The sequence below is a fragment of the Bacillus sp. 2CMS4F genome (genome assembly GCF_023161785.1).
Classification (GTDB): domain Bacteria; phylum Bacillota; class Bacilli; order Bacillales; family Bacillaceae; genus Bacillus; species Bacillus halotolerans.
This window is the reverse complement of record NZ_JALNTO010000002.1, coordinates 236,212-257,510: the sequence shown is the minus strand read 5'-3', so window position 1 is coordinate 257,510 and position 21,299 is coordinate 236,212. Positions and strand designations below refer to the sequence as shown.

Genomic DNA, 21,299 nt, shown 5'->3' with positions numbered 1-21,299 from the left:
TAATCTAGTACTCTTATACAAATGCAAAAATCGCTTTTAAGCCTACGTATGACAGTGCAACAAAGATAATCAGCGTAACGTACGTCCAAATTCTTTGAGAACGTGGCGTTACAGTGATGCCCCACGTGACAGCAAAAGACCATAAACCGTTCGAGAAGTGGAAAATTGTCGATAAAACACCTACAATGTAAAAGCCCAGCATAGCCGGCGAGCTCAAGATATTCGCCATCATGTCGAAATTAACCTCAGCGCCCATCTGTGCAGCAATGCGGGTTTCCCACACATGCCAGCTCACAAAAATGAGAGTGATGATACCGGTTACACGCTGCAGGACGAAGAGCCAGTTTCGCATATAGCTATATTGTCCCGCGTTATTTTTCGCAGTAAACGCTATGTACACACCATAAACTGCATGATAAATTAAAGGTAAGAAGATAATAAAGATTTCCAGAGCATACCTGAAAGGCAGACTATCCATAAAATGAGCAGCATTATTGAATGCTTCCGCGCCCCTTGCGGCAAACTGGTTGACGACTAAATGCTGAATCAAAAAGATGCCGACCGGTATGACGCCAAGCAAGGAATGCAATCTTCGAAAATAAAACTCTCTGTTCCCAGACATTACTTTACCCCCTGTTTGATAAGTGCGAAATGTGCTAAATCTCTTCCCCCACTTCTTTCAATTGTAAGCACTTTATTAAGATTTATTGACAATTTCATTTTACTCCTACCACAAAAGGGCGTCAAGAAAACGCGTACATAAATTCTAATTTTCCGAATTGATTAGTTGATTCAAAAATTTTATTTTATCAATATATAATTCTTTCTTAATTTTTCATGAGAAATACAGGATCATTCTGTAATCCTCCCCCCTGTTTGGGCTATAATATACGAAGGAGAGAGGGGAGACAGATATGAAGTCTAAATATGAAGCATCTATACACAATTTAAAAGAAATTGAAATGAACGCCTATGCCTATGAACTGATACGAGAGATTGTTCTCCCAGACATGCTTGGCCAAGATTACTCTTCCATGATGTATTGGGCAGGGAAACATCTCGCCCGTAAGTTTCCTCTTGAATCATGGGAGGAATTTCCGGCTTTCTTTGAAGAAGCAGGCTGGGGAACCCTCACAAACGTTAGCGCAAAAAAACAGGAACTGGAATTCGAGCTCGAAGGGCAGGTTATTTCCAATCGGCTTAAATATCAGAAAGAACCGTGCTTTCAGCTGGAAGCTGGCTTCATCGCCGAGCAAATTCAATTGATGAATGATCAGATTGCCGAATCATATGAACAAGTAAAAAAGAGAGCCGATAAAGTGGTACTGACTGTCAAATGGGATATGAAAGACCCGGTGTAATGAAAAAGGCGGTGACTGCATGAGTCCCGCCTTTTTGGTTGTCATTACACAGCTGAAGGGTGTTTCGAGAGCTCGAATGCATCGTGCAGTGCTTCCACCGCTTTTACCATGTCATTTTCGCTCACTACTGTTGAAACTTTGATTTCAGATGTGCTGACCATTTTGATTAATATGTTTTTTTCCGCCAGTACAGCAAACATTTCAGCCGCTACACCAGGGTTTGATACCATGCCTGATCCGACAATGGATACTTTGGCCAATTTGCTTTCTGTCTCGATTTTTTCGAATTCCAGCGCATCTTTGTACTCTTCAAGTACGGCAACAGTCTGGTCCGCGTCTTCGGATTTAACAGAGAAGGAAATTCCGGTCTCATGGTCTCCCGCCTGCGTTTGGATAATGATATCCACGTTAATGTTTCTTCTTGCAAGAGTTGTAAAAATAGTAGACAAAGTGGTCAGGCCGCTTGTCAGCCCGTAGATGGTTACCCTTGTGATTTGATCTTCGAACGCGATGCCTCTGACGATAAGATTCTGCTCCATGGATGATTCCTCCTCAATTAATGTTCCCGCTTCTGTTTCTGTACTTGAACGCACTTCTAATGGCACTTGGTAATTTTTCGCGAATTCAACCGCTCTCGGATGAAGAACACCCGCGCCTAAGTTGGCAAGCTCCAGCATTTCATCGTAAGAGATGCCGGCAAGCTTTCTCGCTGATTTCACATAGCGCGGATCGGTTGTAAACACGCCGGGCACGTCCGTATAAATATCACATTTATCCGCTTTTAATGCGGCAGCCAAAGCCACTGCTGTTGTGTCTGAACCGCCTCTGCCCAATGTCGTGATTTCACTGTCGTCTGTCATGCCTTGAAACCCTGCCACAACAATGACTTTTCCTTCCTGAAGCTGGCCTTCTAACACGGATGTGTTCATATCCGTAATTCTGGCGTTGCCATGGACGGCCTCCGTGCGGATCCCCGCCTGCCATCCTGTATAGGAAACGGCGTCATAGCCTTTTTCCTGCAGCGCCATGGAAAGCAAGGAAATGGTGACCTGCTCGCCTGTTGCCAGCAGCATATCCATTTCACGTTTGCTCGGCTGATCAGTGATGTCTTTTGCAAGGCTGACCAATGCGTCAGTGGATTTCCCCATAGCTGATACGACAACAACGACTTGATGGCCTTTCTGTTTTTCCGCAATGACGCGATTTGCTGCATTTTGAATTTTTTCGACTGAGCCGACGGAAGTACCTCCGAATTTTTGTACAATGAGACCCATGTATAACCACCCTTTACATTTTGGTTCGTGCGGGTGAGGAGAAAGAGCGCTTTGTCCACAATAAAAAAAGCAATGAGAGGAATTGCTCTCATTGCTTATCAATTAATCATCACGATGATTATGAACAACGAGATAGCCCTCCAAGAAAATGATTTCTTGACAGCCTTACATTTATTCAATGCACGGCCAGCAAATAATACCGATGGGGTTTTATTTACTTCGGCGACGCTCCCCTTTCAGCCTTTTTCTCAGAATCCATCTTTCTCCAAAGGCTTACTCTTGAAGTTCGCACCTCTATCTTCACCATATTACACGATCTAATTATGAAATTAGTTCACATTTTATCAGAATTTTTTCAAAAGGACAACATTATTTTTGCAATTTATCATAAAGCAGCTGTGCCGCCGCTGCGGGTACACCCGCTTTTTTGATGTCCTCGAGGCTTGCTTCCTTCATTTTTTTGACGGAACCGAAATGCTTTAACAGCATTTTCTTTCTTTTTTCTCCAATTCCGGGTATATCGTCTAGCACAGACTGGAACGCGCTTTTCCCGCGGATTTGCCTGTGGAAGCTGATCGCAAACCGGTGCACCTCATCCTGAATTCGCTGAAGCAGGTAAAATTCCTGGCTGTTTCGTTCAAGATAAACCGTCTCCAGCGGATCGCCGATTAATAAATTGGAGGTTCTGTGTTTATCATCCTTCGCCAAGCCGGCAATCGGGATATCCAAGCCCAGTTCGTTTTCTATGACGTCACGGGCCGCGTTGATCTGGCCTTTCCCTCCGTCTATAATGATCAGGTCAGGGAGCGGCAGGTTTTCACGAAGCACTCTCGTATATCTTCGTCTGACAACCTCTCTCATTGAGCCGTAATCATCAGGCCCTGTGACAGTTTTGATTTTGTATTTGCGGTATTCCTTTTTGTATGGTTTGCCGTCGATGAAGACAATCATCGCCGAAACCGGGTTTGTCCCTTGTATATTCGAGTTATCGAACGCTTCGATTCTGTGCGGGGTATAAATATTTAAGGCGTCACCAAGTTTCTGCACAGCACCGATTGAACGCTCCTCGTCACGTTCGATTAAAGAGAATTTTTCTTTAAGCGCGATTTTTGCGTTTTTATGTGCCAGCATAAGCAATTCTTTCTTCGACCCTTTTTTCGGCTGATGGACGTTTGTTTCCAGCAGCTGCTCAATCATCGATTGATCGACGCTGTCCGGCACTAAAATCTCCTTCGGCAGAAAATGGTTGTTTTTTGAATAAAACTGACCGATGAAGGTAAGGAACTCTTCATCTGCTTCCTGATAAAGCGGAAACATACTGACGTCACGTTCGATGAGCTTTCCTTGCCGTACGAAAAAGACCTGTACGCACATCCAGCCTTTATCATAAGCGTAAGCGAATACGTCACGGTCGACTAAGTCGTTCATCGTCATTTTCTGTTTTTCCATCGTTGATTCGATATGGGCAATTTGGTCACGAAGCTCCTTCGCCCGTTCAAATTCAAGGTTTTCAGCCGCCTCAAGCATTTTCTCTTCTAGCTCTTTTTTAACGTCGTTATAGCCGCCCTTTAAGAAACGGGTAATATTCTCAACCAGCTCTCTGTTTGTCTCTTCAGAAATGTCCTTTACACAAGGAGCAAGACATTGTCCGAGGTGATAATAAAGACACACTCTGTCGGGGAGCTTTGAGCATTTTCTGAGAGGGTAGAGACGGTCGAGCAGCTTTTTCGTCTCCCTTGCGGCCTGCACATTCGGATACGGTCCGAAATAGCGCCCTTTGTCTTTTTTGACATTGCGGGTGACAATCAGCCTTGGGTGGCGTTCATGAGTGAGTTTTATAAAAGGATAGGTTTTATCGTCTTTCAGCATGACGTTATATTTCGGATCATGCTTTTTGATCAAGTTCATTTCTAAAATTAGCGCTTCAAGATTGGAGGACGTCACGATATATTCAAAATCCTCGATTTCCGTCACAAGCCTCTGTGTTTTTGCGTCATGGGACCCGGTAAAGTAGGAGCGCACTCTGTTTTTCAGCACTTTTGCTTTTCCTACGTAGATCACTGTCTGCTGACGGTCCTTCATTAAATAACACCCGGGCTGATCGGGAAGGAGGGCGAGTTTTTCTTTCAGTTGTTTGTTCATATGTTACCCTTCCTTATAGTTAGTCCTTTGTTTCCAGTTTAACACGAACAGGTGTTTTTCTCCATGGTTCACGATTGGCGAATAAAAAAAGCGATCCCTCAATTGGAATCGCTCTGGCATGTAAGCAGCCGAAAATTAAAGATGTTTGTTTACAAGCTCTTGAAGCGCTTCTTTCGGTTTGAAGCCTACAGATGTTTCAACAACTTCTCCATCTTTTAAGACAAGAAGTGTCGGGATGCTCATAACGCCGTATTTGCCTGCTGTTTCTTGGTTCTCATCTACATCGATTTTTACGATTTTCAGTTTGTCGCCCATTTCTTGATCCAATTCTTCAAGAACAGGTGCAATCATTTTACAAGGTCCGCACCAAGGAGCCCAGAAATCAGCAAGTACGACGCCTTCGCTTGTTTCAGCTGAGAAAGATTGATCAGTTGCTTTTACGATAGCCATTATTGAATTCCTCCAATTGTGAAATGATGATTTTTAGTATAGCATCTCCCATTCGTTCACGCTATTTAAATGCTTATAAATTATTTTTTCCTGATCACAATCGGTTTACTCATAGAATGGGGCATTAAAACACGAATCTGATAATCGCTCCGATCACCACGATTGCGCCGATGATCATTAAAATTGTACGAAGCATAGGACAACATCCCTTCTATAACCGTCATATACTTTACCATGCCCTTTTGGAGCTGTTTCAAAACAAAAAAGAGCGCTGTCCTCTAGTGGATCGGCGCTCCTTTTTTTGGTTAAGAATCAGTCCGTAATGTGAGTAAGACAACTGCCATTGGCGGCAGCTTTGCTTTCAATTTGTTTTTATTTACAGAATAACGGCTGAACGATTCAGGTTTTACGTGCTCCGGATCATCAAACGTGTTATGGGCGTTCATCTTTTCAGCAGTCAGGATAACGCCGGAATGATCCACAGCCTTGTCAAGACCTCTCAGCTCGATCTCCACCTCTGCTTTATTTTGATGATCAATGTTACAGATGCTGACGTTTATATCGCCCTCAGCATTTCTTGATGCTGACACACTGATTTGAGGCAGCGTTTCTCCCTTCCATTCATAGTCAGCGGACGTTGTTTCAGTATCTAAAAGAGAGGCATCCTGATGTACCTTAAACATGTCAAATACATGGTATGTCGGCGTTAATAGCATCCGTTCTCCCTCAGTCAGAATCATAGCTTGAAGAACGTTTACCGTCTGCGCGATGTTGGTCATTTGCACCCGGCGGCAATGCTGATGGAAAATGTGAAAGTGAGAAGCTGCGACCAGCGCGTCACGAATCGTGTTTTGCTGATATAAAAAGCCTGGGTTCGTTCCTGGCTCAGGGTCAAACCATGTGCCCCATTCGTCAATAATCAGTCCGACCCGCTGTTCCGGATCATACCGGTCCATAATTGTGCCGTGTTTTTCAATCAATTCATCAATGTATTTGGCCTTTTTCATCGTGATGAACCATTCGTCCTCTGTAAATTCTGTGGCCGATCCTTTGCCCTTCCAGAAATCTCCCGGAATCGTGTAGTAATGAAGGCTTAGCCCATCCATCAGGCCAGCGGCTTTTTTCATGAGCACGTCCGTCCAATGAAAATCATCGACGTTTGCACCGCCGGCAATCTTATAAATTTCATTGCCGCTGTAATTGCGGACATAAGTTTGAAAACGGCGGTATAGATCGGCATAGTACTCAGGGTGCATGTTGCCGCCGCAGCCCCAATTTTCATTGCCCACTCCAAAATATTTCAGCTTCCAAGGCTCTTCTTTTCCGTTTTGTTTTCTCCAATCCGACATGGGCGTGCCTTCTTTAAAGGTCATATATTCGATCCATTCCGCCATTTCCTGAACTGTGCCGCTTCCTACATTGCCGCAAATGTAAGGTTCGCACTCAAGCAGCTCGCACAGCATCATAAATTCATGTGTCCCGAATTCATTCGATTCAACTGTGCCGCCCCAGTGAGTGTTGAGCATCGTCTTGCGGTCACCCACACCATTAGCCCAATGATATTCATCCGCAAAGCAGCCACCCGGCCACCGGAGGACAGGAATACGCAGCTGTTTCAGCGCTTCTAACACATCTTTTCTTATACCGTTTATATGAGGAATGCTTGATTCCGTTCCGACCCAAATCCCTTCATAAATCCCTCTTCCTAAATGCTCAGCAAAATGACCGTATATATTTTTGTTGATCGTTCCTTTTACAATATCCGTTTGAATCACTGCTGTATGTTCAGACATGCTTGATCATTCCTTTCATACAAATATGAAAAGCACCACAGTCAAATATAGGATCTGTGTTTTGTCTGAGGAGCCAGCATGAATGTAAGCGCTTTTAAAGTAACCTTATTATATATGTCCGTACATGTCAACGACTTTTTTTATTACTGATTATTTGTACGTATGTATTCAAAAACCCCGAACTTTTGCAGTCCGGGGCTTCCCTTTATGAGTGAATATTCAGCTGTTTGAATTCTTCAGTCAGTAATGGGACGACTTCAAATAAATCTCCTACAATACCGTAATCAGCTATTTTAAAAATATCGGCTTCAGGATCTTTATTGATGGCGACAATTACCTTGCTGTTGGACATACCCGCCAAATGCTGAATGGCACCGGAAATTCCGCAGGCGATATACAAATCGGGAGTGACAACTTTTCCGGTCTGTCCGATTTGAAGAGCATAGTCACAATAATCAGCGTCACACGCCCCGCGTGAAGCGCCGACTGCTGCGCCCAGCACCTCGGCAAGCTCCTGCAGCGGCTGAAAGCCTTCCTTGCTTTTTACTCCGCGGCCGCCCGCAACAATGATTTTCGCTTCAGAGAGATCAACGCCGTCCGCTGTTTTTTTGACGATCTCTTGTATGACGGTACGGAGATCCGTAAGGGAAACTTCGATGCTTTCAATGCTGCCTGCCCGGCTGGCGTCTTTTTCTAAGGCTTGAATGTTGTTTGGACGAATCGTCACAAGCGTCATCGGATCCGTTGAAATGACACGTTCAAATGCCTTCCCTGAGTAAATCGGTCTTGTGAAAACAACGTTCTCTCCGGTAACGCTTACATCTGTAGCGTCAGAAATCAATCCCGTTTGGAGCCGGGCTGCAAGCTTCGGTGACAGATCCTTCCCCATTGCAGTGTGTCCGCATACGACCGCATCAGGTTTCTCCTTTTCAATAATGGTTCGCATCACTTGGCTGTATCCGTCTGCCGTATATGCCTTGAGCTTTGGGTCCTCAGCTGTGAGAACTTTGTCTGCACCGTAGTGGATAAGCTCCTCTGCATGCTGTGATACGTTTTCTCCTATAAGAACACCGATCACTTCTCCATCACCTGAAATGGTTCTTCCAGCGGAGATCGCTTCAAAGGTGACATTTCGCAGTTCTCCGTCACGAATTTCTCCGAGTACGATCACTTTTTTTCCCATCCTAACATCCCCCCTGTTTCTTTGAATGTGCAAGCGCTAAATGACTTTCGCCTCGCTGCGGAGCAATGATACGAGCTCTTTTGCCTGTTCGGCAGACTCACCCTGCAGAAGCTTCCCGGCTTCTTTTTTCGGCGGCAGAAAACGTTCAATTGTTTTCATTTTTGGTTCAGCATCTTCTTCATCCAAGTCCAGATCATCCAGCTCAAGCTCTTCAAGCGGTTTTTTCTTGGCTTTCATGATTCCCGGAAGCGATGGGTAGCGCGGTTCATTTAAGCCTTGCTGAGCTGTGACCAGCAAAGGAAGAGTCGTTTTGATTTTTTCAACATCCCCTTCAACGTCCCTTTCCGCTTCTGCGTCACTTCCATTGATGTCGAGTTTGGTGATCGTCGTGATGCACGGAATGTCCAAAAGCTCTGCCAGGCGAGGCGCCACTTGTCCTGAGCCTCCATCGATCGCGACATTTCCGCCGAGAATAAGGTCAAACTCCTGTTCCTTCATATAGTGGTATAAAACTTGAGAAATGGAATACTGGTCGGGTTCTTCGAGATCATCTTCTATGTTGATTAAAACGGCTTGGTCACACCCCATGGCAAGCGCTGTACGCAGCTCCTTTTCCGCTTCTTCGCCGCCGACAGTAACAACGGTGATGGTGCCGCCGTGTTTTTCCTTCAGCTGAATGGCTTCTTCAATCGCGTACTCATCGTACGGATTGATAATCCATTCAGCCCCGTCATCCTGAATCTTTCCTGCGTCAATGACGATTTTTTCTTCTGTGTCAAACGTCCGTTTCATCAGTACAAATAGATTCATGATCATATCCCCTTTTATTCGCCTTTGAACTGAGGCTTTCTTTTTTCGAGAAATGCCTGAATGCCTTCCTTGGCGTCCTCCGACTCAAACGCTTCTCCAAACCGCTTTGCTTCAAGCTTTAAGCTGCCTTCATAGGAATACACCTTGTTTGTATAGAGAAGCTCAAGCAGAGACGCCAGCGTTTGCGGACTTTTTTCTGCAAATTTGCCAGCAAGCGTTTTCGCTTTTTCAAGCACTTCTGCTTCATCTTTTGCTCCGATTGTCACAAGTCCGAGGTCAAGCGCTTCTTTCCCCGATATCGGTTCTCCTGATCCAATGAGCTCCAATGCTTTTGCTGTACCAACGTATCGCGGGAGCCGCTGTGTACCTGCAAAACCGGGAATAATGCCGAGGTTAAGCTCAGGAAGCCCCAGCTTGGCATCTTCTGCCGCAATTCTGATATGGCAGGCCATTGCAAGCTCCAGCCCGCCGCCGAGGGCAGCTCCGTGAATCGCTGCGATAACCGGTTTTGGAAAGCTCTCCATTCTCTCCATCAGCTGCTGGCCGCGTTCAGCCAGCATTGAGGAATCCTCACTGTTTCTCAGTGATGTAAATTCTTTAATATCAGCGCCTGCGGAGAAGAACCTTCCTTCCCCGTGTATAACAATGCACCGCACGCCGGCATCTGTCTCACACTGATCAAGACAGGAGGACAGCTCTTCTAATATCCGGCTGGAAAGCGCGTTTGCCGGCGGATTGTGAATCGTCATAACTGCAACAAATTGATCAACTGCGAGTGATATTGCATTCATAGGACAGAACTCCTTTACTTATTGTGAATTCCGGATACCAGTAATTCTAAAACACTGTCTGACAAAGCAGCCAGATCGTACTTTTGATCATTCATCACCCAGGTCGTCACGGTTTCGTCAATCGTTCCAAAAATCATTTGCCGGGCGAGGCGGACATCGAGGCCTTCTTTTAACTCGCCTGATTGTATTCCTTCCGTCAGAATGCCGTCTAAAATATTTAAGTAGCCTTTTAATATTTCATTAATTTTCTGCCGCAGCTCCAAATTGGATTGGCGGAGCTCAAGCTGAGTGACAATGGCAAGGTTATGGTCGCCCGCCAAAAGTGAGAAATGTTTTGAAATCACGAGCGCCAATTTCTCTTTTGCTGTTGCCTTTTCTTTTATGTCCTCTTCCATCCGCTCAATGAATTGGCCCATTTTTTCTTTAAACAGAGAAATTAAAATGTCTTCTTTATTTTTAAAATAAAGATAGATGGTGCCGTCCGCTACTCCGGCTTGTTTGGCGATTTTAGATACCTGTGACTGGTGGTAGCCGTTTTCCGCAATTACTTCAACTGCTGCATCAATAATCTGCATATACTTTGGCCGTTTTTGCTTCAATTTTCATCGTTCCTTCCTATAGAAATGAATGACTATTCATTCATAATTTTATGATAAGAAGGATTTTCCGGTTTGTCAAGTTTATTCATAAATGTTCTCTTTTTCTTGCTCTAATTTGTTACTTGATATGATGATTTTCGGTTTCTTCTTCAAGTAAACGCCTTCTTAAAATTTTCCCAACCGCTGTTTTCGGAAGCTCTTTTCTGAATTCATAGGCTTTCGGCACTTTATAGGGTGCGAGACGGGCTCTGGCGAAAGCATCCAGTTCTGCTGCGTCGGCTTGTGCGCCTTTCTTTAACACGACAAACGCTTTTACCGTTTCCCCTCTGTACGAATCAGGCACGCCTGCAACGACAATTTCCTGAATCGCTTCATGTTCGTACAGCGCTTCTTCAACTTCACGCGGGTAAATATTATAGCCGCCTGCGATAATGATGTCCTTCTTCCTGTCGGCAATATAGAAAAATCCATCTTCATCCATATAGCCCATGTCTCCGGTGAAGAGCCATCCGTCCTTTAAGACAGCAGCCGTTTCCTCCGGCTTGTTCCAGTACCCCTTCATGACCTGCGGGCCTTTTACGACGATCTCACCATGCTCATACGGGGCGGCAAAATGGCCAGTCTCGTCAGAGTAAATGGCTGCGTCTGTATTAGGCCAGGGACAGCCGATACTGCCGGGTTTGTTTTTTCCCCAGATAAAATTAGCGTGTGTCACCGGAGATGCCTCGGATAAACCATATCCCTCCACAAGCTTTCCGCCAGTCACCTTTTCAAATTGCTGCTTCACCTCGACAGGGAGAGCGGCTGAGCCGCTGAGGCAGCTTTTGATGGATGACAGATCGTATTGCTGTAATTGGGGATGATGCAAGAGGCCAATGTAAATCGTCGGCGCGCCGGGAAACAGTGTCGGTTTTTGTTTATCGATGAGTTTGAGCGTGTGCAGTGGATCGAACTTGGGAAGCAGGATCATTTCAAATCCTAGTTTAATCGAATAATTCATCACTGCTGTCAGCCCATAGACGTGAAAAAATGGGACAATGCCAAGCACTTTTTCATCGCCTTCCTTTACGTTGTACATCCAAGCCGCACACATTTCGGTATTGGCTAAAATATTTCTGTGCGTGAGCATGACTCCTTTGGGCGCTCCTGTCGTACCTCCGGTGTATTGCAGAACGGCGATATCATGTTCAGGGTCAATGTCCGGAATTGTGATCAGCTCTGTTTTTTCCCGCTTCATGCTCGAAGCAAAGGTATGAATATTGTCGTTTTCATCATAGTCAATGTGCACTTTTTGTTTTTGCGTAAGCGGATAGAGAATATTTTTTGGAAACGGCAAATAGTCTTTTATACTCGTCACCACTATCTGATCTACGATTGATAACGTTTTCATTTTTATTGCCTTCGGGAAAAGCAAATCTAAGGTGATGATCACCCTGGCCTCTGCGTCTCTCAGCTGATATTCGAGCTCATGCTCAGTGTAGAGCGGGTTTGTCTGCACCACGATACCGCCGGCAAACAGCACCCCGTAATAAGAAATGATGGATTGCGGACAGTTGGGCAGCATGACAGCCACTCTGTCTCCTTTTTGCAGGCCATTTTCCTGCAGAAAAGCTGCGAGTTTAAGAGCATCGGTCAAAATGTCATGAAAGGTGAGTTTTTTTCCGAAAAAAGATACGGCTGTTTTGTCAGGGAATCGTGCGGCGGAGTCTGTCAGGATGGATTGCAGGGTTTGGTTCGGCAACGGAAGCTCATGCGGGATATCGTCGGGATACTCGGCAAGCCACGGCTTTTGAGACTGCATAAAACCTCCCCTTTCGATTTTAGAGTTCACCCTATTATTATAGCAGATGGACGGCAAAAAAAAGAAAAAGAAAGGAAAATCTTTCTTTTTCTCATCATACGAACAGATATATAAGACCAATCAACAAAAAGATTCCCGCCGTGGCGAGCAGTATTTTTGCAAGCTTTTCCATCTATTCTCCGTCCCCTTATATTCCGGCTGCCACAACAAATGAGAGCCCGACAGAAATGACAAATGAAATAAAGCCGACAGCCCGGTTATCATTTTCAATTTCTTGATCAATTTTAAACCGCGGTGTCAAAAACTCAAAAATGAAGTAGCTGATCAAAAGCATAACAAACCCGTACACACCCCAGCCGATCATTTGCAGCAGAGAATTGTGCTGAGAGATGGAGTGCTGGAACACATTTGCTATTCCTAAAATTTTCCCGCCTGTAGCCATTGCCACAGCGAGATTTCCATTTTGAATCTCTTCCCAGTTTTTATAAGCTGTCACCAGCTCAAACACAGTCAAAAAGAGGACGAGGCAGAGAACCGCGACACTGTAATACGCCGCGATTTCCACAAGCTCGTTTTCCCAAAAATCACTCATGGCCATACTCCCTTTTATTTTAATTCAACAATTGTAACGCCTGATCCTCCCTCAGCAGCTTCACCGAAACGGGAGTTTTTAACGCTGCGATGATTTTTCAGGAGATCCTGCACGCCTTTTCTTAAAGCGCCGGTACCTTTGCCGTGGATAATGGATACCCTTGGATATCCCGCTAACACCGCGTCATCCAAGTATTTTTCAACACGGCTGAGGGCATTTTCATAGCGCTCGCCGCGAAGATCAAGTTCAAGCGATACGTGGTAATCTTTGCCCTTAACCGCCGTAATGAGTTTTTCTTTTTTTGGTTCCGGAGCCGATTTGATAAATTCCAAGTCTTTTTCTTTCACTTTCATTTTTAAAATGCCGATTTGAACATTCCATTCATTGCCGCCGGTTTTTTCAAGCAATGTTCCTTTCTGCCCGAAAGTAAGGACTTTTACTTCATCCCCCGGCTTCAAGACGCGTTTTTGCGTTTTCGGTTTTTCCGGTTTTTTGGACTTTTCAAAGGTCGGCATCGCGCCTTCTAACCGTTTCTTCGCGTTAATCAGCTCGTGATCCTTGAAGGATTTGTGTTCTTCTTTAATCGAGCGTAATTCGTGAATGATGTCTTCAGCTTCTTTTGTGGCCGCTTTAACTTTTTCAGCCGCCTGCTGTTCGGCCTCTTCCATCAATTTGTCTTTTTTGCTGTTGAGTTCAATGATTTGCTGCTGCAGCTCTTTATGCAGCTTTTCGGCTTCTTTTCTGAACGCCTCTGTTTCAGAAAGCTCTTCTTCCGCCCGTTTTTTGCTTCGTTCAAGAGACGCAATCATCGTATCGACCTCATTATGCTCGGCCGTCATTTCTGATTTCGCCTGCCCGATAATATGGTCCGGAAGCCCGAGCCGTTTAGAAATTTCAAAGGCGTTGCTTCGTCCCGGTACACCAATTAAGAGCTTATAGGTTGGTGAAAGTGTCTCAATGTCAAATTCGACACTGGCGTTCATGACGCCTTCTCTGTTATAGCCATACGCCTTTAACTCCGGATAATGCGTCGTCGCTAATACTCTGGCATTGGTGCGGTGGACTTCATCCAAGATGCTCATGGCGAGTGCCGCGCCTTCTTGCGGGTCTGTACCCGCTCCCAGTTCATCAAAGAGCACAAGGCTGTTTTCGTTGACTTGTTTTAAAATGCCGACAATGTTCACCATATGGGAAGAAAATGTACTTAAGCTTTGCTCGATCGACTGTTCATCGCCGATATCAGCGAACACATGCTCAAATACAGCGGCTTCCGATCCTTCATCTGCCGGAATATGAAGACCCGATTGCGCCATTAAGGTCAACAGCCCCAGTGTTTTTAATGTAACTGTTTTCCCCCCGGTATTCGGTCCTGTAATCACGATCGTTGAAAAATCGCCGCCCAGCTCGATGTCATTGGCGACCACCTGATCAGACGGAAGCAATGGATGGCGCGCTTTTTTCAGACGGACAAATCCGCTGTCATTCATGGTCGGTTTTGTAGCTTTGACCGCTTTTGCGTATTTCGCTTTTGCAAAAATGAAGTCAAGCGTCTGCAGGACTTGCAAATCTTGAAAAAGCTCCTCTGTGTGCTCCGCCGTATGCTCTGTCAGCACGCGTAAAATCCGTTCAATTTCTTGCTTTTCTTTCACTTTCGCCTGCTGAAGCGAGTTGTTCATATCTACAATCGCCTGCGGTTCAATGAACAGAGTCGCGCCAGAAGAAGAGGTGTCATGCACAATGCCTCCGTAGCTTGATCTGTACTCTTGTTTGACCGGGATAACAAAGCGGTCATTTCGGATTGTAACAATCGTATCAGACAGCATTTTCGAAGCGGAGGAGGAACGCAGAATCGACTCTAACCGGTCTCTGATTCTCGATTCGAGCGTTCTGAGCTGCGTGCGGATTCCTCTTAACGTTTCTGACGCGTGATCAAGCACTTCGCCGTGATCATCTATGCAGGAATTAATTTCTCGTTCTAAATCGGGCAGTGTCATGAGCTGTTCAGTATATTGCTGCATCAGCGGAATATCGACTCCGTCTTCAGCCATTTGTCCGAGAAAGTGTTTCATTTGTTTGACTGCGTAAAGCAGTCCTGATATTTCAGTGAATTCCGAGGGACTGAGAACGCTGCCGATTTCCGCCCGTCTTAATGCCCCTCTGATATCGGTAAGGCCGCCAAACGGTGCCTGGCCTCGCAGCCGGATGATCGCAGAGGCTTCATCTACCTCATCCAGCTGTTTTTTGATTTCGTCAATCGAAGCAGAAGGCTTTAGCTGGAGAAGCATTTCTTTTCCGAGCGATGAAGCGGCGTGCTCGATTACCTGTTCTTTCACTTTATGGAATTCAAGAGATGATAATACTTTTTGCTGCACGGTTGTGTGAGCCTCCTTACTTAATCGTTGCGCTTCAGGAATGCCTGTACGTCTTCAAGCGACCGGGCATTCAGGACGTTTTTCGTTTCCGTCCAGCCTTTGCGCGCGGCAGTGACGCCGGTTTTCATATCGTTTAACATCTCGATGTTATGGGCATCGGTATTAATGACCAATGTAACCCCTTGTTCATTTGCTTTGATTAAATGCTCTGTCCGCAGGTCGAGACGCGCAGGGTTAGAGTTGAGTTCAAGCGCCGTATTTGTTTTCTTCGCGAGCTCAATCAAATTGTCGATATCGATTTCGTAACCGGCACGTCTGCCGATGAGGCGTCCGGTCGGATGGGCGATAATGTCAACATGCTTGTTGGTCAGTGCCGTCTCAAGCCGCTTCATAATGACGTGCTCCGGCTGATTAAAGCTTGAATGGATGGATGCAATGACCAGATCCATTTCCGCCAGCACATCGTCATCATAATCAAGTGTGCCGTCAGGAAGAATATCCATCTCAACGCCTTTAAAAATACGGAAGTTCTCAAACTCAGCATTCAGCGCGTCAATTTCTTTCGCCTGCTGCTTGAGCCTTTCAGCAGTCAGCCCGTTGGCGACCTTTAAATATTGCGAGTGATCAGTGATGGCCATGTACTGATAGCCTTTTTCCATGCATGCTTCAGCCATTTCCCTGATAGAAAAGGCGCCATCGCTCCATGTGGAGTGCATGTGAAGATCACCCTTGATTTGATCGTGCTCTATGAGTTCAATGCTGTCGTTGTAGGTTTCCACCTCTTGCCCGCTTTCACGGAGTTCCGGCGGGATCAGCGGCAAGCCGAAGTGTGCGTAAAATTCCCGTTCGCTCGGGAAGGTTTTGATTTCTCCTGTTTCAACCGTCTCGACGCCGTACTCACTGATCCGTTCACCGCGTTCTTTTGCAATTTGCCGCATTTTGATATTGTGGTCCTTCGATCCCGTAAAATGATGAAGAGTTGTCGGGAATTGTTCTTCCGTCACGAGACGGAAATCGACACTTGTTTCATATTCAAAGGAAAGAATGACCGATACCTTCGTGTCCCCGCTGGCAATGACGCTTTTGATGTTTGGCAGCGCAAGCAGCTGCTCTCTTACTTCAGCGGGATGATCCGTCGCAATAATATAATCCAGATCTTTGACGGTTTCGCGTGCTCTGCGGAGACTTCCGGCACGGGAATATTTGATGATGTCTGTCAATTGAGAAAGATGCTCTTCAATTTCCCGCGCGACCCGGAGCGCATAGCCGATCGGAAAACGTTCAGGCTGTTTTCCGGCTTCTCCGAGCGCCTGTAATATTTTTTCTTCTGATTTCTTGCCGAATCCCGCAAGCCCTTGGACTTTCTGCTGTTCGCAGGCTTCCTTCAATGATTCTACATCATGTACGCCAAGCTCTTTATACAGCTTTGCGATTTTTTTGCCGCCGAGCCCCGGGAGCTTCAATAAAGGCACCAGCCCTTCCGGCACCTCCTGCTGCAGTGATTCAAGCGTACTTGACTTTCCTTCATCTATATATTCTTTTATGACGCTGTACGTGCCTTTTCCGATACCGGACAGTGACATCATGTCGTCCATTTCTGATAAACTGCGGTCGTCCTGTTCCAGGGCTGCCGCTGCTTTTCGGAATGCGGAAACTTTAAACGGGTTGTCCCCTTTCAGTTCCATGTAGACTGCAATGGTTTCCAGCAGCCGGATAATATCTTTTTTATGCATAGAATAACCCCCAGACGTTCACATATGTTTCCATCATACTTGAAAAAAACTTCTCCGGACAAGAGAAGTTTTTTTATCCTCCGTATTGCGTCCAAAGCTCCTGTAAAAGCCCTGATAAATACGGTGTATGGTTGATCATGACATTTGCGAGAGACGATTGCCCCATCATTTGCTGTAAGCCGTCTATCGGAAGTACGGAAGCAACATACAGCAGCACAAATGTAAATAAATAGACTTCCAGAAAACCGAGAACGGCGCCGAGCATTTGGTTGATTTGTTTAATCACAGGAATGCCCGCTACAATACTTAGGAATGAGCCGATGATTCTCAGTAAGATTTTAGCGATAATAAATAGAACGACAAACGCAATCGCATTATAGTAGGCTGCTTCCAGATTTCCCGAGAAAAAAGAAAACGCCGGCTGTCCCGCTGAAAAATCGGGCGCAGGAATCCACTTCAAATGCGGTGCGACATTTTTATAGAATAAAGACGCAAACGCGATCGAAAGAATAAAGCTCGTCAAGCGGATAAACTGGAGGATAAAACCGCGTTTTAATCCCAGTAAAGTCCCCATCAGGAGCAAGATTAAGATGATGATATCTAGCATAGTTGTTCAATCCTTTTCTTTAAGCTGACGCTCCAGTTTTTCATATTGCTCTTTTAATTTCACATAGTCGTGCACCACATTTACCGCTGTCAGCACTGCAAGTTTATTTATATCAAGATATGGATTTTTTTGATTGATTTCTCTCATTTTATCATCAACAATTCCGGCCACATATCTCATATGGGCTCTGCTTTCTTCACCGATAATCGTGAAGTGCTGGCCGTAAATGTCAACGGTTGTTTTCGTTTTTTTGCCGTCAGACAACGTTTCTCCTCCATTCCGTGAGAATCCTAGTTCCTATCATAACACGTTTATTAAATGAATGGAAAGACGAGCCTCCCGCTGTTATGATACACTGGTAGATACAGCGAATCGTGTAAAAAAAGGAGATTATTACGTGTCCCATTCTGTGATAAAAGTACCAATGTCTGCTATTGACCAAATGAAAACAGCGTATAACAGTTCACTTACTGCATCTGTGCCGCAGGGTGCCATTTTCCAGGCAAAACCGGCAGGCTGTACCATTACAGCTTATAAGTCAGGGAAGGTATTGTTTCAGGGCAAAAACGCAGAGGCAGAATCTGCCCGCTGGGGAACTGCTGAGCCGCAGGAAAAGAAAAAAACGGCAAAAAAGCCGGCTGATTCACGCTACGCCCCTCCAACAGATATCGCAGGGATGTCTGTCATCGGCTCTGACGAAGTCGGAACCGGAGATTACTTTGGCCCAATGACGGTTGTCTGCGCATACGTTGACAAAACAAAGCTTCCTTTAATGAAGGAACTCGGTGTGAAGGATTCTAAGCACTTAAAGGATCCGCAAATCATTGAGATCGCCCGAAGCCTGATCAAAACCATTCCGTACAGCCTGCTCGTTTTAAAAAACGAAAAGTACAACAGCATGCAGGAACGAGGCATGAGTCAGGGAAAAATGAAAGCTCTCTTGCATAATCAGGCCATAACCCACCTTTTGCGAAAAATGGACGGAGTAAAGCCTGAGGCGATTCTGATCGACCAATTCGCCGAGCCCGGCGTCTACTACAACCATTTAAAGGGAAGAGACATTGTACAGGAGCGCACCTATTTCAGCACAAAAGCCGAAGGCATTCACCTGTCAGTAGCTGCTGCATCGATTATTGCAAGATATTCCTTTTTAATGGAAATGGATAAGCTTTCGCGCGAGGCAGGAATGACACTGCCGAAAGGGGCCGGCCCTCATGTAGATGAAGCGGCCGCCAAACTGATCATCAAAAAAGGGGCATCCGCTCTCCGAACCTTTACAAAACTCCATTTTGCCAATACGCAGAAAGCGCAGCGCCTGGCGGATAAAAAACGTTCATAGAAAAAAGCTTGCAGAGAATATCTGCAAGCTTTTTTCTTAGCCTCTCAATACGGCCTGATAAGTGTTTTCTAACGCTTTCAGCACTTTGTCGTGCGCTTTTGCCACTTCTTCTTCAGTCAGCGTTTGCTCCGGGTTTACATATTGGAGTGAGAAAGCGACTGACTTTTTGCCTTCCTCCATATGCTCTCCTTCGTAGACGTCAAAGACGGTTACTTCTTTCAGCAGTTTGCCGCCCGCCTCTTTGATGACGCTCTCGAGCTGGCCGCTTGTCACTGATTGATCTGTCACAAGCGCGATATCACGTGTCACAGACGGATATTTCGGAATCGCCGTGTACACGAGCGGCGCCGTGTCTGCTGTGAGCAGCGTGTGAAGATCAAGTTCGAACACGTACGTTTCTTTAATATCCAGTTCTTTTTCCAGTGAAGGGTGGACTTGGCCAATAAAGCCGATAAGAGAGCCGTTTAAAAGAATGTTCGCAGTTCTGCCCGGGTGCAGCTGTTTTCTTTCTGATTGCACAAATTCAATGCTGTCCAGGACGTTCAGTTTATCTAACAGCCCTTCAACAATTCCTTTTGCGACAAAGAAATCGACCGGTTTTTTCTCGCCCTGCCATAAATGCTTGCGCCATAAACCGGTTACCGCACCTGCCACGCGCTCCGTTTCAACAGGTTTTGTATCCTCTTCCTTCGTCAGGAAAACGGAACCGACTTCGTACAATGCAACCGAATCAGTTTGTCTTGCCAGGTTGTAAGAAACGGATTCAAGCAGATTCGGAACAAGGCTGTGTCTGAGAATGCTTCTTTCTTCACTCATCGGAAGCGCAAGAACAGTGTTAAACGATTTTTCAATCGCAAATGCCGCCGCTTTTTTCTCGTTTGTTAATGAGTAGGTAATCGCTTGTGATAAGCCGGCTCCTTCAAGGAAACGTCTGACTTTACGGCGTTTTGCCTGGTAAGGCGTCAATCCGCCTGTTGTTCCCGCTGTTTCAGGAAGTGTGGACGGAATGTTGTCGTAGCCATACAATCTTGCTGCTTCTTCAATCAAATCCTCTTCGATTCGAATGTCACCGCGGCGTGACGGAACAGTCACAACGAGCAAGTCATTTGCTTCTCCGACAGCAAAGCCAAGACGCTGATAAATGCTGATCAGTTCTTCTTTGCTGATCGTCATGCCGAGAACGCTGTTCACCTTTTCAGCCGATACATGAACGTTGTTCGCTTCGATTGTGAGATGGTCTTCTTCAACAGTTCCAGCAAGCACTTCACCGCCGGCATACAGGTGGATCATCTGTGCCGCACGTTCTGCCGCAAGGCGCACACGCGCAGGATCAATGCCTTTTTCGAATCTTGCACTCGATTCACTTCTCAAACCAAGATCTTTTGAAGCCTTGCGAACCGTCTGCCCGTTGAAGAACGCAGCTTCAAGCAAAATCGTTGCTGTGTCTTCCCGAACTTCTGATTCTGCTCCTCCCATAACACCAGCAACGGCTTGTGCTTTCGACCCGTTTGTAATGACAAGATGATCGGCAGACAGTTTTCGTTCCTGATCGTCGAGTGTTAAGATTGTTTCATTTTCAACAGCTTTTCTGACTACAACTTCCTTAGAGCCGAATCTGTCATAATCAAACGCGTGAAGCGGCTGTCCGTACTCTAATAAAACAAAGTTTGTGATATCCACGACGTTGTTGTGCGGGCGAATGCCTGCATTCATCAGTTTCGTCTGCATCCAAAGCGGTGACGGAGCAATTTTTACGTTTTTAATGATTTTGGCTGCATACAGCGGATTTGCTTCCTGGTCTTCAACTTTGACAGAAATGTAGTCTGACGCTTGTTCTGAAGCGACTGGGTAATCCGTTTGCGGAAGCTTTACCTCTGTGTCTAAAATCGCTGCAACCTCATAAGCAACACCAAGCATATTCATCGCATCGGCACGGTTCGGTGTTAAACCGAGCTCTAAGACAGCATCGTCAAGCTGTAAAGCAGCTAACGCATCACTTCCTGCTTCAACATCATTTGGGAAAACGAAAATGCCTTCCGCATATTCCTTCGCCACAAGCTTGCTCTCAATACCGAGCTCTTGTAAAGAACAAATCATGCCGTTTGATTCTTCACCGCGAAGCTTGGCTTTTTTGATTTTGAAATTGCCCGGCAGCACCGCTCCGACTGTAGCGACTGCAACTTTTTGCCCTTTATCCACGTTTGGCGCGCCGCAAATGATTTGGACGGGTGCCTCAGCTCCGATATCTACAAGGCACTTATTCAGCTTATCGGCGTTTGGATGCTGTTCGCGCTCCAGCACATGGCCGATGACAACGCCTTTAATGCCTTCTCCTTTATACTCAATTCCTTCAACTTCAATACCGGCTCTTGTTATTTTCTCAGCAAGAACAGCCGGATCCATGCCTTTTAAATCAACATAATCCTCTAACCATTTATAAGAAACAAACATT

The 21,299-nt window shown here is 45.7% G+C and carries 18 protein-coding genes and 1 riboswitch; of the genes, 2 read left to right on the top strand and 16 right to left on the bottom strand.

What is annotated here, in order from left to right:
- Positions 1-13 precede the first annotated feature (13 nt).
- The gene (gene sdhC / locus MTN95_RS04555; RefSeq protein WP_248337115.1) at positions 14-622 is read right to left on the bottom strand and encodes a succinate dehydrogenase cytochrome b558 subunit; all 609 of its coding nucleotides are present in this window, start codon (positions 620-622) and stop codon (positions 14-16) included.
- Positions 623-914: 292 nt separating this feature from the next.
- Here sdhC and MTN95_RS04550 point away from each other — a divergent pair, with 292 nt between their 5' ends.
- Positions 915-1,361 (top strand): YslB family protein, encoded by a 447-nt coding sequence (locus MTN95_RS04550; protein WP_059293467.1) that lies wholly within the window; start codon positions 915-917, stop codon positions 1,359-1,361.
- Positions 1,362-1,405: 44 nt separating this feature from the next.
- Here the strand turns inward: MTN95_RS04550 and MTN95_RS04545 are convergent, their stop codons facing one another.
- The 14 genes from MTN95_RS04545 to zapA form a co-directional block, all read right to left on the bottom strand.
- Positions 1,406-2,635, bottom strand: a complete 1,230-nt coding sequence (locus tag MTN95_RS04545) for an aspartate kinase (RefSeq protein ID WP_105990259.1) — start codon at positions 2,633-2,635, stop codon at positions 1,406-1,408.
- A 125-nt stretch (positions 2,636-2,760) separates the two neighbouring features.
- Positions 2,761-2,940, bottom strand: a riboswitch (Lysine riboswitch).
- Positions 2,941-3,004: 64 nt separating this feature from the next.
- Positions 3,005-4,777: an excinuclease ABC subunit UvrC gene (gene uvrC / locus MTN95_RS04540; protein WP_024122401.1), complete on the bottom strand. Its 1,773-nt coding sequence runs from the start codon at positions 4,775-4,777 to the stop codon at positions 3,005-3,007.
- 135 nt (positions 4,778-4,912) lie between these two features.
- Entirely contained in the window at positions 4,913-5,227 is a 315-nt protein-coding gene (gene trxA, locus MTN95_RS04535; RefSeq protein WP_003222500.1) for a thioredoxin, read from the bottom strand.
- A 305-nt stretch (positions 5,228-5,532) separates the two neighbouring features.
- On the bottom strand, positions 5,533-7,020 hold the full coding sequence (locus tag MTN95_RS04530; protein WP_248337112.1) for an alpha-N-arabinofuranosidase: 1,488 nt from the start codon (positions 7,018-7,020) through the stop codon (positions 5,533-5,535).
- A 205-nt stretch (positions 7,021-7,225) separates the two neighbouring features.
- Positions 7,226-8,203: an electron transfer flavoprotein subunit alpha/FixB family protein gene (locus tag MTN95_RS04525; RefSeq protein WP_024122403.1), complete on the bottom strand. Its 978-nt coding sequence runs from the start codon at positions 8,201-8,203 to the stop codon at positions 7,226-7,228.
- 36 nt (positions 8,204-8,239) lie between these two features.
- A complete protein-coding gene (gene etfB / locus MTN95_RS04520) occupies positions 8,240-9,013 on the bottom strand; it encodes an electron transfer flavoprotein subunit beta/FixA family protein (RefSeq protein WP_248337110.1) in 774 nt (257 codons plus the stop codon).
- A gap of 14 nt (positions 9,014-9,027) precedes the next feature.
- Positions 9,028-9,804 carry an enoyl-CoA hydratase gene (locus MTN95_RS04515; protein WP_248337108.1) on the bottom strand — a complete coding sequence of 259 codons (777 nt, stop codon included), beginning with the start codon at positions 9,802-9,804 and terminating at the stop codon, positions 9,028-9,030.
- Positions 9,805-9,818: 14 nt separating this feature from the next.
- The gene (gene fadR, locus MTN95_RS04510) at positions 9,819-10,403 is read right to left on the bottom strand and encodes a fatty acid metabolism transcriptional regulator FadR (RefSeq protein WP_014477593.1); all 585 of its coding nucleotides are present in this window, start codon (positions 10,401-10,403) and stop codon (positions 9,819-9,821) included.
- A 118-nt stretch (positions 10,404-10,521) separates the two neighbouring features.
- The gene (locus tag MTN95_RS04505; RefSeq protein WP_248337106.1) at positions 10,522-12,204 is read right to left on the bottom strand and encodes an AMP-binding protein; all 1,683 of its coding nucleotides are present in this window, start codon (positions 12,202-12,204) and stop codon (positions 10,522-10,524) included.
- Between the two features lie 187 nt (positions 12,205-12,391).
- Positions 12,392-12,796 (bottom strand): DUF350 domain-containing protein, encoded by a 405-nt coding sequence (locus MTN95_RS04500; RefSeq protein ID WP_010335217.1) that lies wholly within the window; start codon positions 12,794-12,796, stop codon positions 12,392-12,394.
- 14 nt (positions 12,797-12,810) lie between these two features.
- Entirely contained in the window at positions 12,811-15,168 is a 2,358-nt protein-coding gene (locus MTN95_RS04495) for an endonuclease MutS2 (protein ID WP_248337104.1), read from the bottom strand.
- A 20-nt stretch (positions 15,169-15,188) separates the two neighbouring features.
- Positions 15,189-16,901 carry a DNA polymerase/3'-5' exonuclease PolX gene (gene polX / locus MTN95_RS04490; protein WP_248337102.1) on the bottom strand — a complete coding sequence of 571 codons (1,713 nt, stop codon included), beginning with the start codon at positions 16,899-16,901 and terminating at the stop codon, positions 15,189-15,191.
- Between the two features lie 73 nt (positions 16,902-16,974).
- A complete protein-coding gene (locus MTN95_RS04485) occupies positions 16,975-17,508 on the bottom strand; it encodes a CvpA family protein (protein ID WP_024122409.1) in 534 nt (177 codons plus the stop codon).
- A gap of 6 nt (positions 17,509-17,514) precedes the next feature.
- Positions 17,515-17,772, bottom strand: a complete 258-nt coding sequence (gene zapA / locus MTN95_RS04480) for a cell division protein ZapA (protein WP_101863461.1) — start codon at positions 17,770-17,772, stop codon at positions 17,515-17,517.
- A gap of 133 nt (positions 17,773-17,905) precedes the next feature.
- Here zapA and rnhC point away from each other — a divergent pair, with 133 nt between their 5' ends.
- The gene (gene rnhC, locus MTN95_RS04475; protein ID WP_059335557.1) at positions 17,906-18,847 is read left to right on the top strand and encodes a ribonuclease HIII; all 942 of its coding nucleotides are present in this window, start codon (positions 17,906-17,908) and stop codon (positions 18,845-18,847) included.
- Positions 18,848-18,883: 36 nt separating this feature from the next.
- Here rnhC and pheT read toward each other — a convergent pair whose 3' ends face one another.
- A complete protein-coding gene (gene pheT, locus MTN95_RS04470) occupies positions 18,884-21,298 on the bottom strand; it encodes a phenylalanine--tRNA ligase subunit beta (RefSeq protein WP_248337100.1) in 2,415 nt (804 codons plus the stop codon).
- Between the last annotated feature and the right edge of the window lies 1 nt (position 21,299).